Below are 14,190 nucleotides of genomic sequence, written 5' to 3' on the forward strand. Positions count from 1 at the left end.
CCATGCAGCCAATCACCTGCGACGCCTGCCGTCAGCCCGCGCTCAGCCACGATGTCGTGAACTACGGGTCGACGGAGGGCGGCTACCGGCAGCTTTGCGGCCGATGCTTCAACGAGGCCGCCGCCAGCCGCCTCGGTCTGCATGGGTTTGAGCACGTGGTCTTCGAGCCCGTGCGCATGATCGACGGGCGTGGCGTCGAGCACGAGTTCCGGTTTCGCACCCGACTGTTCGGGCCCGGTATGGCGATCGACGCGTTCGAGCTGCGCGATGGCTGCCCGGCCGGGTATCGGTTTCAGGTGATCGGCGAGCCTGACGACGACCCTCTGGAGTTGCTGGGCAAGCTCATTGGCAAGATGCGCCGGGCCCTGGCTCTCACGCATCTTGAGGACACCGACCACGGGCCGCAGGTGAACGATCGCCTGATCCTGCGCGGCACCGTCGACAGCGATCCCGACGAGGACCACCGAGTGCCGATGGTCGTCATCGATGGTCGCGAGATCTCCTGGGACGAACTCGGCCGCATGGTGGCGGCCTTCGAGGGCTGGCAGTTCAAGCTGGAGTTTCGCGACCGAAGCGACGAGGTCTGACCCGGCAGATCGCGGGAAACCGCAGGGTGCGGCCTCATAGGGTGCCTGGGACGAAGCGCACCAATCTGCACGAAAAATGCGAAGCGCCCGAAAGTGCGGGAAACGTAAGTGCTTGTCGTGCAACGGGTTTTCGGAGCAAAGCGCACCAATCTGCACGAAAAGTACGACTACCCCGGCTGCCACTACACTGGCGCCGCGTTGCGCTCCGGCGAAGTTAGCCGCAGCGATGTAAAGATGAGTACTTGCGGTGTTCCGATGCCGGCGGTTGTGTCCTACAGCCGTCCAGGTGCCAGGCAGTCCACGCGACACCACCCCGCGCTGCCTGCGGAGCGAGCGCAAGTCATGATCGTCGCAAGTTGGAGTTCGATAGCGAACCCGCTCAGCAGCTGGACGCATCAGGCGTAACGACGGGTGGATGGATCATCCTTGGACGCTGGTGGAAGTGGTTGGATGAACTTTGTTGCCGAGGGCGAAAAACAAGGCTATAATTGAGTTCTTCGCTGATCACCACAGTGGAGAAAGTGATTGGGAAACAGAGACTTAGCGCTCTAGTGCATGACTCGTTTCCCGCTCCATATCCAGGAAAAGAGGAGGCAGTGCTTCCGCTTTTCATCAAGGCGCAAGACCTGGCGCGGTAGCAAAGCGGTTATGCACCGGATTGCAAATCCGTTTAGCCCGGTTCGACTCCGGGCCGCGCCTCCAGATGGTGTTATGTAGAGGAGGCGCAAGCTTCTTCAAAGGGTCAATTGGAAGCCTAATGGTGGAAAATTGATGCTACAATAAAAGTCTTTCCGGTGCCAGTTGGCGGCGGAAAATGCGGGAATAGCTCAGTTGGTAGAGCGCAACCTTGCCAAGGTTGAGGTCGTCGGTTCGAGACCGATTTCCCGCTCCAAAATTTGAAAGGGAAGCTACGGCTTCCCTTTTTTATTGGTCGAAGTGCTGGTGCAAGAAGTCGGTTCGTCTGTGGTGTTGCGCAACAATGCCGGCCCCGCTACTCTGTCTTCATCGCTTGCATACCGACCGGCGCCCCGATGGTGAAATTGGTAGACACTGCGGACTTAAAACCTCCTTTGTCAAGTTTTTTCCATCACGAGAGAATAGGCCGAAAAGCTAGCAATGGCGCGGGTTTCAAGCCTTCAGGCATTGCTTCCGAGTTGGTCCCTTGGACGGCTAGGAGCCAGCTAGGGGCCAAGCGAGCGGTACAGTTAGAGCAAGCTCGGCAGTAGCCGTGCGAAAATGGACTCGGTAACGAGGCAAGCCAGCCCGAGTGGTGAAATTGGTAGACACAAGGGACTTGAAAAATTTGAGCCCTCCGGAGGAAACTCCGAAGGTGAAGCCCGTCAAATTCGGTGAACGCCCTGGATGTGCAAACGTCCGAGCCAACGCCGAGCCAAGCCCTGAATCGAAAGGTTCGTGGGAAGGTGTAGAGAGCAGACGGCGGGCACCTACGGCCGCAAGGCTATGGTGAAGGCGTGCTCCAGACCACGAACAGCGCTCACGCTGGCGGCGAAAGTCGAAGTGGTAAGAAAATCCCTCGACCTCACGGTCATGCCGGTTCGATTCCGGCCCCGGGCACCAACTCAAAAACCGTTCCTGCGAAAGCGGGAACGGGTTTTTAGCTGGATGGTTGACCCGTATTCGATCCTCTTTGATTCACTCCAGAAGGCTTGCGTCCGATTAACTCGATTGCATTGGCTTTCCTGAACCCCCGATCCCCAGCCATGAATGCTTCGAGCATGTGCGGGATCAACGTCGCCACATCGACCGCTTTGCCATAGGTTTGCGCGTGCATCGCGGCGTAGCGGTCGAGGTCTGCTTTCAAGCTGGCCGGGCATGTGAAGGTCACCTTCGTGGACTCCAGTTTCGGGAGCGGCCCAAGCCGCAATTTTCTGGTCGTGCTCATCGGGCACCTCCTCGCTGATAGAACAAGGGCTGGTAGGGACGAAGCACCAAGTCGCGATTGACCTGCAACCCGCCACCCGTACCAAGGCAATAGAGAATCCGCGCAACCGAGAGGAAGCGCGATGCGCAAGAGCAGGTACACGGACGAACAGATCATTGGGTTCATCAAGCAGGCCGACGCTGGCATGAGCGTTGCGGACCTGTGCCGCCGAGAGGGTTTCAGCTCGGCCACGTTCTACAAGTGGCGAGCCAAGTTCGGCGGCATGGAAGCCAGCGACGCCAAACGGCTGCGCGACCTCGAAGCCGAGAACAACCGGCTCAAGAAGCTACTGGCCGAAGCGGTGTTGGACAACGAGGCGCTGAGGGTGGCCTTCGGCGTAAAGCGCTGAGCCCACCGGCGAAGCGACGCGCGGTGGGCAAGATGTTGGAAGAGACCTCGATCAGTGAACGGCGCGCCTGCGCTTTGGTGGGACTGTCGCGCGACAGCTGGCGGCACCCGCCCCAGCGCGCACAGCACGACCAGGCCACGAGTCAGCGCATCGTCGAGCTCGCGCACGAGCGGCGTCGCTTCGGCTACCGGCGCATTGCCGACCTGCTGCGGGCTGAAGGCACGAAGGTCAACGACAAACGCGTCTATAGGCTCTACAGGCTGGCTGAGCTGTCGGTGCGCAAGCGCCGCGGCAAGCAGCGCCTGAAGCTCGAACGCGTGCCGCTGCACCAATGCCAGAGCGTCAACGAGGTTTGGAGCATGGATTTCGTCAGCGACAGCTTGGCCAGTGGCCGGCGCATCAAGTGCCTGACCATCACCGATGACTTCAGCCACGAGTGCGTGGATATCGCCGTCGACCACGGCATCGGCGGCGAGTACGTAGTGCGCGTGCTGGAGCAGGTGGCGCGGTTTCGCGGTTACCCGCAGGCCGTGCGCACAGACCAGGGGCCCGAATTCACCAGCCGAGCCTTCATGGCGTGGGCGCAGGCCAGGGGCGTGCGCCATATCCTCAACCAGCCCGGCAAGCCCACGCAGAATGCCTACATCGAGAGCTTCAACGGCAAGTTCCGCGACGAGTGTCTGAACGAGCACTGGTTCCAGAGCCTGAAACAGGCCCGTGCCGAGATTGCGCGCTGGCGGGCTGACTACAACGAGATCAGACCGCACAGCAGCTGCGGCCGGATTCCCCCAGCAAAGTTCGCAGCGCGACATCGACAATCAACTGGCGGCGCCGTAACGGCGCCGCTTCAAACCCAGGAGTAATCTCCTTTAACCAGCGGATTTTCTCAAAACGACTGGTACGGGTATTGGGGGCAGGTCAATAAGGTGCTGTTACGCTGGTGGAAGTTCTGTTGGCGTTAGTTGTTCCTATTACGCCAACTTGCTAGGAAATTCCAGACTGAACTTTGTTCTCCCCGCGCCAGATACAACCGTCACACGTCCTCCATGCGCTTGTGCAATGGCCCGGGTAATTGATAGTCCGAGGCCAGCACCATCGGATTGTGGGTGGGACCGAGACGGGTCGGCACGGTAGAAGCGGTCAAAAAGGCGAGGAATGATTTGAGGGTCAATGTCCTCCCCCGTGTTCTCGACCGTCACTACAACGGCCTTTGCTGTCTCGCTGATATCAATCGTTACATCGCTATGGTCATTGGTATGGCGCAATGCGTTCGACAACAGATTGCTCAGCGCTCTTCGAAACATCAATCGGTCACCCAGGATGTTTCCATCACCGAACTGGCGTAGCGTGACATTCTTTTCTTCAGCGACGGCTTCGTAAAATTCCAGTAACGCCTGGGCTTCTTTCGCCGCGGAAAACTGCTCCTTGTTCGGCAAGTCAACTCCACGATCCGTCTTGGCCAGGAACAACATATCCGACACCATGCGCGCCAAGCGTTGGAACTCCTCCGCGTTCGACGCCAGTATGTCTCGATATGTGTCAGCGTCTCGCTTGTTGGCGAGTGCCACCTGGGTTTGCGTCAGCAGGTTGCTGATGGGCGTGCGAATTTCATGCGCCAAGTCCGAGGAGAACTCGGACAGTCGTTGAAAGTCATTTTGCAGCCTGTCCAACATTTTGTTGAGTTCCTGTGCCAAGTCAGCCATTTCCACAGGAACTGCTTCGATGGGCATTCGCTCATCGAGACGATGGGAACTGACCGTTGTGGCTTGGGTCTTCATGGCGCGCAACGGTGCCATCCCTTTGTAGGCTGCGAACCATCCCAGCATCCCGCTGACAAAGATGGCACAAATAGCATAGAGCACAAGCGTACGCTGTAATTGCGCCATGAATTGCATGTGATCTTCCATGTCAATGGCGATCAGGACATCCAGTGGTGGCGCCGCACTATTGGCAGGGTTGAAACGCAAGTTCAACGCGCGAAATTCACGGCCTTGATTTTTCCAACTCTGAATCTCGGAAATCCGATGCTCTGGTTTTGGCGCGTCCAAAGTGGCTGGAGGTTGAAACCCTTCAGTCCTGAAAAGAACATCCCCATTAGCGTTTTTGACAATGACAGACAAGCCGTGGTGATTGTTCAAAGATTCGCGTAAGCGCGATGGGATGTCATCGGTGGAGTTGGCATTGACTACTATGTTCTCGATCAGGTGCTGCTTGTCTTGCAGCGTGATTCGATCCAGTTCCAGGAAGTGGCGTTCGGTCGCAACCAGGAACAACATTCCAAGCCCCAGCACGACGGCTGCGGCCACCGTCGTGAAAAAGATGGCCAAACGATGGGTGAGCGAGAAGAACCGAAACATTCAAGCGTTCTCCGGTGCTTCCAGCACGTAGCCCATGCCCCGCACGGTCTGGATCAACTTGACGTCCTGGCCTTCGTCAATCTTCAGGCGCAAGCGGCGCATCGCCACTTCGATCACGTTGGTGTCGCTGTCGAAGTTCATGTCCCACACCTGGGAGGCAATCAGCGAGCGAGGAAGCACTTCTCCATGCCTGCGCAACAGCAACTCCAGCAAACCAAATTCTTTGGCTGTCAGGTCAATGCGACGGCCACCCCGCGAGACCCGTCGGCGCAGCAGATCAAGTTCCAGGTCAGCCACGCGCAATGTGTTGGTTTCGGTGCCTCCTCGGCCCCGGCGCAAGATTGTCCGTACACGGGCCAGCAACTCGGCGAATGAAAAGGGCTTGACAAGATAGTCGTCAGCGCCCAATTCCAACCCTTTGACCCGATCTTCCACCTGGTCCCGCGCCGTGAGGAACAACACAGGCATCTGCAATCCGCGATTGCGCAGCGACTGCAGCACCTGCCAGCCATCCAGTCCGGGCAGCATGACATCCAGGATCACGAGGTCGTATTCACCTTGGAGTGCCAGGTGCAGGCCATCACTACCGTTTTGCGCCAGGTCGGCCACAAATCCGGCCTCGCTCAATCCCTGGCGAAGGTATTCGCCGGTTTTAGGTTCATCTTCGACGATCAATATCTTCATGGTCACTCTCCGCTATCTGGCGTAGACGTGAGTTTGACGAGTTTCTGCGTGCCTGACACGTAGATAACAAATTTGTAATCCGGCGCACAGCTTTCTGACATGACCGCGCTTCAGAATCACCTCCATGAGATCGGTCATTTTTTGTGATGTGCCCAGCAAGGTCACGCGGGCCCTTGGCAAGCAAGGTGAGATCGTCTGGCAATTCGCCAAGAAGGCGGGCACTGCCGAGTTCGCGTGCCTGATGTCTGGTCATTCGAGGCCGGTATGAAAGGCGCTGTCAAAGTGGCTATGAAATAACCCACTTTTTTTACTCTCAATCGTGAGGAAATCATGAAAACCATCAAGAACATTCTGGCCATCTCCGCTCTTGCCATGGGCACATTCACGCCCATGGGCAGTTTCGCCCAGACCATGATGGATCACGGCAAGATGGATATGTCCCAAGCATCGGCATCCCTGACGGACGGCGAAATCAAGAAGGTCGATCAGGAAACTGGCAAGATCACCATCAAGCACGCAGAAATCAAGCACATGGACATGCCCGGCATGACTATGGTGTTCACCGCAAAAGACAAGAGCCTGCTGGGCAAGGTGAAGCCCGGCGACAAGGTCAAGTTCATGGTCGTCAACGAGGGCGGGAAGATGGTTGTCACTGACATTCAGCCCGCTCAGTAAGAACACGCTGCTCGGGCGTGCTGTGTCGTCGCGGACGTATGGGTTGAATGCTGACTGCGACGGTTTTTCACCGGAAGAAGGAGAACACTATGTCAAAAATTCGCCATACCCTGGTTGGTATCTGTGTCGCTTCGCTCTCACTGAGCGTGATGGCGCAAACCGCCGATGAGCACAAGGCCCATCACCCTGCAGGAAGCACATCGCCTGCGTCCACCCAAATGAAGGCGGCCGCGACGCCAACGGGTGCGGGGCAGATGGCCGGAATGGCCAAGATGGACGAGCACATGAAAGCCATGCAAGCGATGCACGAAAAGATGATGGCGGCCAAAACACCAGAAGAGCGGCAGGCGCTCATGGACGAGCACATGAAGCTGATGCAGGACGGCATGGGAATGATGCAGCAGATGGGCGCAGGCATGCAGGGCATGGGTGGCATGCAAGGTGGCAAGGGCATGCCCACCAACATGGCCGAGCGTCAACAGATGATGGAAAAGCGCATGGAAATGATGGAGTCCATGATGCAGATGATGCTGGACCGTCTGCCTGCCTCGATGACCAAGTAACGCATCCACCGAATTGGAAGTCACCATGAACCATCAACACGACGGGCACGAGTCGCCCCCCAGCTTCTGGAGTTCTCGCTATGCCATCGGCCTCGTGGTGATAGGCGGCGTGGCGGCATATTTCCTGTTGACCGAACACCTCGCGCATGTCGTCGGGGCACTGCCTTTTCTCTTGCTCCTAGCCTGCCCGCTGATGCATATCTTCATGCACGGCGGACATGGCGGACATGGCGGACATGGCGGACATGGCCAGAGCAAGCCTGATGCCAAGAAAACTACCGAATCACGCAATGAAGGGGATTCACGATGAACCATACCGAATCCGCTTATGGCCTGTGGTCGCTGGTCATCATCAATTCAGCGATCTTCATCATGTTTGCGTTCAGCTTTTTCAAGCCTGCGACGGCACGTGACTGGAGGACGTTTGGCGCATTTGCAGCCTTCATCGTTGCTTTGTTCGTGGAGATGTATGGCTTCCCGTTGACGATTTATCTGCTGTCGGGCTGGCTGCAAACCAAGTTCCCTAATCTGGATCTGCTCTCTCACACATCGGGTCACCTGTGGTCTACCCTCTTGGGCGAAAAGGGCGACCCGCATTTCGGCGTACTGCACATCGCCAGCTACGTTTTTCTGGGCTTTGGTTTCTACCTGTTGTCCACAGCGTGGAATGTGCTCTACCACGCTCAGCGTGGCCAATCGCTTGCAACAACAGGCCCCTACGCGCGCATTCGCCATCCGCAGTACGTGGCTTTTGTGATGATTCTGCTGGGCTTCCTGCTGCAGTGGCCCACCTTGCTGACCTTGGCCATGTTCCCTGTCTTGCTCCTGATGTACGGACGTCTGGCAATCACCGAAGAGAACGAAATGCACAAACAGTTCGGTGCAACGTACGACACATACGCCCAGCGCACACCCCGGTTTATCCCTCGCATGGGCAAGGCCCAGTCGACGACTGACTCGGTGTCAAAAAGATGATCTGGAATATTTCCCCGGCGGTATACGTTTCAATTTTTAGGAGTTGGATATATGAAAACGATTGATCTGCAAGTCGAGGGCATGAGCTGCGGCTCATGCGTCAAGCACGTCACGCACGCATTGCAACCGCTGCCGGGTGTCAGTGGGGTGGAGGTCGATCTCCAGTCTGGGCATGTCCGGGTGAGCGGGGAACTGGCGCAGGGCAGCGCCCCATTGTTGATGGCATTGACGGATGCGGGTTACCCCGCAAAGCTGGCCACAGACGCGCCCATTCCCGCTGCGACCTCGCAGCCTAAAGCCTCGGGCTGCCACAGCGGCGGTGCGGGGGGCTGTGGTTGCCGATGACGGCCACGGTATTTGATTCCGGGTCGACCGGCTGGGCGCGTCCGCGCCCGCACCTTTTGCTGGCAACTTTGAAGGAGCAACGCCATGGATCAGCCTGACAACGACTCCCATGCGCCATCGTTCTGGCGCCGCCCAGCCGGCATGGCGCTGGCAACGGCTGCCGTGATCGCTGGTTTTTATCTGCTGCGAGAGCACTGGGGCCATGTTCTGGGTTATTGGCCCTACCTGCTGCTCCTCGCCTGTCCGCTAATGCACCTGATGCACGGCCACGGCGGCCATGGTGGGCACGGCAACCATGCGCAGACGCCCCGGCGCACCAACAACGACAAGGAATAAGCAATGGACATGCATGCACACCACCATCACGGCAGTCACCCCCCTGCCGAGCCAGCCTCGCCAAAGGATCTAAAGGATCCGGTGTGCGGCATGACCGTTACGGAGCAGTCTGAACACAAATTGACGCACGAAGGGCGGCCCTACTATTTCTGTAGCGCCAAGTGCCAAGGCAAGTTCGCAGCGAACCCACTGCAATACCTTGTATCTACTGCACCCGAGGACACCGCGCCAGAGCCGGCCGGCACCATCTACACCTGCCCTATGCACCCCGAGGTGCGGCAGGATCATCCTGGAGTCTGTCCCAAGTGCGGCATGACATTGGAGCCCATCATTCCACTGGACGAGGAAGACAACCATGAGTTAAAGGATTTTCAGCATCGCTTCTGGTGGACGCTGCCATTCACAGTCATTGTCACCGTTCTTGCAATGTTCGGCCATCGTCTTGGATGGTTTGACATGAAGGTGCAAACCTGGGTTGAGCTGGTGCTTTCCTTACCCGTCGTGTTGTGGACGGGGTGGCCCTTCTTCGTACGCGGCTGGCAGTCTCTCGTCCTCCGCAGCCCCAACATGTGGACCTTGATCGGTTTGGGTACGGGCGCGGCCTTTCTCTACAGCCTCGTGGCTACCGTGGCGCCGGGCGTGTTCCCGGATTCATTCATTTCCATGGGGCGCGTGGCGGTCTACTACGAGGCGGCAGTGGTCATCATCTCGCTGACCATGCTGGGCCAGATCATCGAGTTGAAGGCCCGTTCGCAAACTTCTGCGGCCATCAAGGCGCTGCTCGGTTTGGCACCCAAGACGGCACGTCGGATCAATGCGGATGGCAACGAAGAAGACGTACCGCTGAACCATGTTCACGTCGGTGACCTGTTGCGCATCCGCCCCGGCGAGAAAGTGCCGGTCGACGGCGTTGTGACTGAAGGCAGCAGTGCGGTCGATGAATCCATGCTGACCGGTGAGCCTGTGCCGGTGACCAAACGCCTTGGTGACAAGGTGATTGGCGCCACGATGAACACCAGTGGCGCCCTGGTAATGCGCGCCGAGAAGGTCGGTGCGGCCACCATGCTGTCGCAGATTGTTCAGATGGTGGCCAATGCCCAGCGCTCGAAGGCGCCCATGCAGCGCATGGCGGACGTGGTCGCAGGCCAATTCGTGGTCGTGGTGGTGCTCATCGCCATTGCCACCTTCTTTGTCTGGGGTTGGTTCGGTCCGGAACCTAGCTGGGTGTTTGGCTTGATTAACGCAGTGGCCGTCCTGATCATCGCTTGCCCCTGTGCGCTGGGGCTGGCCACGCCGATGTCGGTGATGGTGGCCACAGGGCGTGCCGCGACACAGGGGGTGCTGTTCCGTGATGCTGGCGCCATCGAAAAAATGCGCGAGGTCGACACGCTGATTGTGGACAAGACAGGAACACTGACCGAAGGTAAACCCGCCTTCGACACCGCAGTTGCCGCCCCCGGCTATACCGCGGACGAAGTGTTGCGCTTGGCCGCCAGCCTGGACCAAGGCAGCGAACATCCCCTGGCCGAGGCCATCGTTAGTGCAGCACGTGCCAAGGGCCTGGAACTGATCAAACCGCTAGATTTCGAATCTGGCAGCGGTATTGGCGTGCGCGGCATGGTCGATGGGAAGCATCTGGTGCTGGGCAACACCGCATTGATGCAGCAGGAGGGCGTGGCCACTGATGCGCTCAAGATCGATGGCGAGCGTCTGCGCAGTGAAGGCGCCAGCGTGATGCATCTGGCCGTGGACAGACAACTGGCTGGCATCCTGGCTGTGACCGATCCCATCAAGGCCACCACGCTGGAAGCCATTAGGACTTTGCACGCCAGCGGCTTGCGCATCGTGATGGCAACTGGCGATGGTCTGACCACCGCCAAGGCAGTGGGTGCAAAACTGGGCATCGACGAGGTGCATGGCGAAGTCAAGCCCGCAGACAAGCTGGCGCTCGTGGAACGGCTCCAGAAAGAGGGCCACATTGTCGCCATGGCCGGCGATGGCATCAACGATGCGCCTGCGTTGGCAAAGGCCGATGTCGGCGTGGCCATGGGCACGGGGACCGATGTGGCCATGAACAGCGGCCAGATCACGCTGGTCAAAGGCGATTTGCGCGGCATCACCGCCGCACGCGACATCTCTATCGACACCGTCCGAAACATGCGCCAGAACCTCCTGTTCGCATTCGTTTACAACGGCATTGGGGTGCCGATTGCGGCAGGCGTGCTGTACCCATTCACTGGGTGGTTGTTGTCCCCGCTGATCGCGGCGCTGGCCATGAGTCTGAGCTCGGCCTCGGTGATTTTCAATGCTCTGCGTTTACGGCGCGGAAAAAAATGACCCCGTAGTTCGGAGGAATGATGAAAATCCCCACGTCACCACAAAAGCCTCGGACCTCTCAACGCACCACGGCGGTGGGTAAGGAAGCAGCGGTGCAATGGACGCACCGCCAGACAAAGGATCTACCACCGACCGTCTTGGATCATTCCGAGGAGTTGTTGAAGCCTGCGCCACAGGATGCGTCTAGTGGCATGAAAAGAGCAGCTGAAGCACCTTCGGCGCAGGACTATTTCGATTACCAGCGCGACTTCTTCGAACGCACCGTTCTGTTCTGGGACACGCTTCGCCAGCGCGCGAACAACATGCTGGAGCACGAGCGAGCCGGATTGCCGCCGCTTCTGGACTTCAAGTATGAAACGCTGTTGGACGCGCGCAGCTTCGAACGGTCCGTCAACTATGCACTGCTGCGCATCACGGAAATCGACGGGCATTGCTGGGACGACTGCGTCGACTCTGACAAACCGCCAGTCATCATCGTCGATCCACGCGCTGGCCACGGCCCCGGCATTGGCGGCTTCAAGCGCGACTCCGAAGTCGGGATGGCCATGCGCGAGGGCCATCCGGTTTATTTCGTGATCTTCTTTCCCGAGCCGACTCTGGGGCAGACCCTGGCAGACGTGTTGCATGTGCTGCGGCGTTTCGCCGAAGAAGTTGCGCAACGCCATCCTGGCAATCCTCCTGTGCTTTATGGCAACTGCCAGGCCGGGTGGGCGCTGACGCTGCTGTCCGCAGACTGCGCCGGTCTGGTCGGACCGGTGGTGCTCAATGGCTCACCCTTGTCATATTGGGCTGGCGAGTCCGGTGTCAATCCGATGCGTCTTTCCGGAGGGCTCCTTGGCGGCAGCTGGTTGGCGCATCTGACGGCCGACCTGGGCAATGGCCGCTTCGATGGAGCCTGGCTGGCGCAGAATTTCGAGAACCTCAAGCCCGAAAAGGCCATTTGGGAGAAGTACGCCCAACTCTTCACCAACGTTGACAGTGAGCAGGCGCGGTTTCTGGAGTTCGAACGATGGTGGAACGGTTTTTATTTCCTGAGCCGAGAAGAGATCCTCGCGATCGTTGAGAATTTGTTCATCGGCAACCAGCTTGAGCAGGGTGTTTTCCAGATTTGCCAGGGTTGCACTGCTGACCTGAGGCGAATTAAGAATCCAATCGTCATCTTTGCATCTTACGGCGACAACATCACGCCACCGCACCAGGCGCTTGGATGGATCCCCGCTGTCTATAGCGACACCGATGATCTCAAGCGGGCAGGGCAGCGAATCGTCTACCTCACCAACCCGCATGTCGGCCATCTCGGCATTTTTGTCTCCGCAGGAGTGGCTCGTCTGGAGCATCGAGCCATCCTGGAGAGCCTGGCTGACATTGAAGCGCTGGCCCCGGGTCTTTATGAAATGAAGATCGACAACCCGTCAGGTGACCCGGACTGCCATAAGCCCTCCTTCAGCATCCGCTACGAACCCCGTGAGGTGGAAGACCTGAAAGCAGATTACCCGGAAGAAGCTTTTGAGCGGGTGAAACAGGTCTCGACATTCAACGAGGCGCTTTACCGGGCATTCGTCAGCCCCTGGGCGCAAGCGCTGTCCACGCCCTGGACAGCCGAAGTGCTCAAGTGGCTCCATCCAATGCGCAGCAGCAGGTATTTGTTTTCAGAAGCATTTAGTCCGTGGATGAAAGGGGTCAGTCTGTTGGCCGAACCCCTCGCTAGGAGCCGACAGCCGCTTGCGCAGCATCACCCATTGATCGAGCGTGAGCGTGAAGCTGCAGAACAAGTAACTCATGCGCTGGCACGACTGCGTGAAGGCCGCGACGCTGCGGTTGAGCAAGCGTTTCGTCTGATTTTTCAACGCCCTGACTAGTTTTTATGCGTCCTGGACATGATGGAAAAAACGGTGACGGCAATACTGGACGCCCAAAGCAGACATAACCCTGTTCTAGGGGCCATTTCTCAACAAGGATTGATCATGATGATAAGAAAAATCAACTGGCTTTCGGCAGCGGTCCAGATCGGTCTGCTGGCCTGGTCTGGAACCACTTTGGCTGCCGACCAGGTATATGTGGCCAATGAAGGCGCTGACACGGTCAGCGTCCTCGATGCGGCATCGTTGAAAACGCTGACGAACGTGCGCGTCGGCAAGATGCCTCACAACGTGCAAGTGTCGCCCGACGGCAAGCTCGCATGGTTGACCAATAACGGCGAGCCTGATCAGGCAGCCGACGTTTCTGCGCACAAGGGCATGGCCCAAGGCGACCACGATGCGATGGGAAAACCGGGCGCGATCTGGGCCATCGACACCGTGACCAACACGGTCGTCGCCAAGGTGCCGGTGGGTTTGCACCCGGCCCATGTGGTGGTTTCACCAGACGGTCGCCTGGCCTATGTCACCAATGGGGGTGACAACACGGTCACAGTGATCGACACAGCAGCGCGGAGCCACGTGGCGACGATTACGGTTGGTCAGTTTCCCCATGGTCTTCGGTTCAGCCCGGATGGCAAGGAGGTCTACGTCGCCAATCTCAAGGGTGGCACGGTATCGGTCATCGACACCGCCAGCCAGAAGGAGGTTGCGCAGGTGCCGACCGGCAAAGGTCCGGCCCAGACTGGCTTCACGCCGGACGGCCGCTTGGCCTTTGCCTCGTTGTCCGGCGAAAACGCCATTGCCGTGATCGACCCAGCAACGCGCAAGGTGATTCGCAAGGTTGCGGTAGGAACGGTGCCGATCCAGTTGTACGCCACACCTGACTCGCGCACGCTCCTGGTGGCCAACCAGGGTACGCGCAAGATGCCGGGCAAGACCGTCAGCATGATTGACCTGGAGACTTTCAAGGTCGTCAAGACAGTCGTAACTGGCGCTGGTGCTCATGGAGTGGTTGTTGATCGTGACGGGCGGTACGCCTATGTGACGAACATTTACGCCAATTCGGTTTCCGTGCTTGACGTGAAAGATCGCAAGGTAACGAAGACCGTTCCTGTCGGTAAGGCACCCAACGGCATCAGCGTAACGCCTTGAGTGGGGCCCGTCGCCTACACCGGTACGTA

At 58.4% G+C, this 14,190-nt stretch carries 15 protein-coding genes and 2 tRNA genes; 14 read left to right on the forward strand and 3 right to left on the reverse strand.

What is annotated here, in order from left to right; translation table 11 throughout:
- The first annotated feature begins 2 nt into the window (after positions 1-2).
- From PCQ86_RS07260 to PCQ86_RS07270, 3 genes are all read left to right on the forward strand, one after another.
- Complete coding sequence (locus tag PCQ86_RS07260; RefSeq protein ID WP_011804719.1) at positions 3-587, forward strand: DUF7686 domain-containing protein; 585 nt, start codon at positions 3-5, stop codon at positions 585-587.
- 628 nt (positions 588-1,215) lie between these two features.
- Positions 1,216-1,289 (forward strand) — tRNA-Cys (locus PCQ86_RS07265).
- 114 nt (positions 1,290-1,403) lie between these two features.
- Positions 1,404-1,479 (forward strand) — tRNA-Gly (locus tag PCQ86_RS07270).
- 723 nt (positions 1,480-2,202) lie between these two features.
- Here PCQ86_RS07270 and PCQ86_RS07275 read toward each other — a convergent pair.
- Positions 2,203-2,490, reverse strand: coding sequence for a DUF2274 domain-containing protein (locus PCQ86_RS07275; protein WP_011804752.1), 288 nt, complete (start codon positions 2,488-2,490; stop codon positions 2,203-2,205).
- Between the two features lie 121 nt (positions 2,491-2,611).
- Between PCQ86_RS07275 and PCQ86_RS07280 the strand changes: the two genes are divergently transcribed.
- A protein-coding gene (locus tag PCQ86_RS07280; protein WP_442874548.1) for an IS3 family transposase occupies positions 2,612-3,741 on the forward strand; the annotation gives its coding sequence in 2 pieces (ribosomal slippage) (positions 2,612-2,867 and positions 2,867-3,741; 1,131 coding nt in all).
- Positions 3,742-3,849: 108 nt separating this feature from the next.
- Here the strand turns inward: PCQ86_RS07280 and PCQ86_RS07285 are convergent.
- Positions 3,850-5,235: a heavy metal sensor histidine kinase gene (locus PCQ86_RS07285; protein WP_011804754.1), complete on the reverse strand. Its 1,386-nt coding sequence runs from the start codon at positions 5,233-5,235 to the stop codon at positions 3,850-3,852.
- A complete protein-coding gene (locus PCQ86_RS07290) occupies positions 5,236-5,919 on the reverse strand; it encodes a heavy metal response regulator transcription factor (protein ID WP_011804755.1) in 684 nt (227 codons plus the stop codon). It lies immediately after the preceding gene.
- A 124-nt stretch (positions 5,920-6,043) separates the two neighbouring features.
- Here PCQ86_RS07290 and PCQ86_RS07295 point away from each other — a divergent pair, with 124 nt between their 5' ends.
- From PCQ86_RS07295 to PCQ86_RS07340, 10 genes are all read left to right on the forward strand, one after another.
- Entirely contained in the window at positions 6,044-6,187 is a 144-nt protein-coding gene (locus PCQ86_RS07295; protein ID WP_172734523.1) for a hypothetical protein, read from the forward strand.
- 62 nt (positions 6,188-6,249) lie between these two features.
- Positions 6,250-6,594: a copper-binding protein gene (locus PCQ86_RS07300; RefSeq protein ID WP_011804756.1), complete on the forward strand. Its 345-nt coding sequence runs from the start codon at positions 6,250-6,252 to the stop codon at positions 6,592-6,594.
- An 89-nt stretch (positions 6,595-6,683) separates the two neighbouring features.
- Positions 6,684-7,157: a hypothetical protein gene (locus tag PCQ86_RS07305; RefSeq protein ID WP_011804757.1), complete on the forward strand. Its 474-nt coding sequence runs from the start codon at positions 6,684-6,686 to the stop codon at positions 7,155-7,157.
- Between the two features lie 25 nt (positions 7,158-7,182).
- Entirely contained in the window at positions 7,183-7,467 is a 285-nt protein-coding gene (locus tag PCQ86_RS07310) for a DUF2933 domain-containing protein (protein ID WP_011804758.1), read from the forward strand.
- Positions 7,464-8,132, forward strand: a complete 669-nt coding sequence (locus tag PCQ86_RS07315) for a methyltransferase family protein (protein ID WP_059401320.1) — start codon at positions 7,464-7,466, stop codon at positions 8,130-8,132. Before PCQ86_RS07310 ends, PCQ86_RS07315 begins: the two co-directional genes overlap by 4 nt.
- Positions 8,133-8,183: 51 nt before the next feature.
- Entirely contained in the window at positions 8,184-8,477 is a 294-nt protein-coding gene (locus tag PCQ86_RS07320) for a heavy-metal-associated domain-containing protein (protein WP_011804760.1), read from the forward strand.
- Positions 8,478-8,561: 84 nt separating this feature from the next.
- Complete coding sequence (locus tag PCQ86_RS07325) at positions 8,562-8,813, forward strand: DUF2933 domain-containing protein (RefSeq protein WP_059401319.1); 252 nt, start codon at positions 8,562-8,564, stop codon at positions 8,811-8,813.
- 3 nt (positions 8,814-8,816) lie between these two features.
- Positions 8,817-11,150, forward strand: coding sequence for a heavy metal translocating P-type ATPase (locus PCQ86_RS07330; RefSeq protein ID WP_059401318.1), 2,334 nt, complete (start codon positions 8,817-8,819; stop codon positions 11,148-11,150).
- A gap of 20 nt (positions 11,151-11,170) precedes the next feature.
- Entirely contained in the window at positions 11,171-13,009 is a 1,839-nt protein-coding gene (locus PCQ86_RS07335) for a DUF3141 domain-containing protein (RefSeq protein ID WP_011804763.1), read from the forward strand.
- 105 nt (positions 13,010-13,114) lie between these two features.
- Complete coding sequence (locus tag PCQ86_RS07340; protein ID WP_011804764.1) at positions 13,115-14,161, forward strand: YVTN family beta-propeller repeat protein; 1,047 nt, start codon at positions 13,115-13,117, stop codon at positions 14,159-14,161.
- Positions 14,162-14,190: the final 29 nt, after the last annotated feature.

It is taken from the genome of Diaphorobacter sp. ED-3, from assembly GCF_027625375.1.
Classification (GTDB): Bacteria; Pseudomonadota; Gammaproteobacteria; order Burkholderiales; family Burkholderiaceae_C; genus Diaphorobacter; species Diaphorobacter nitroreducens.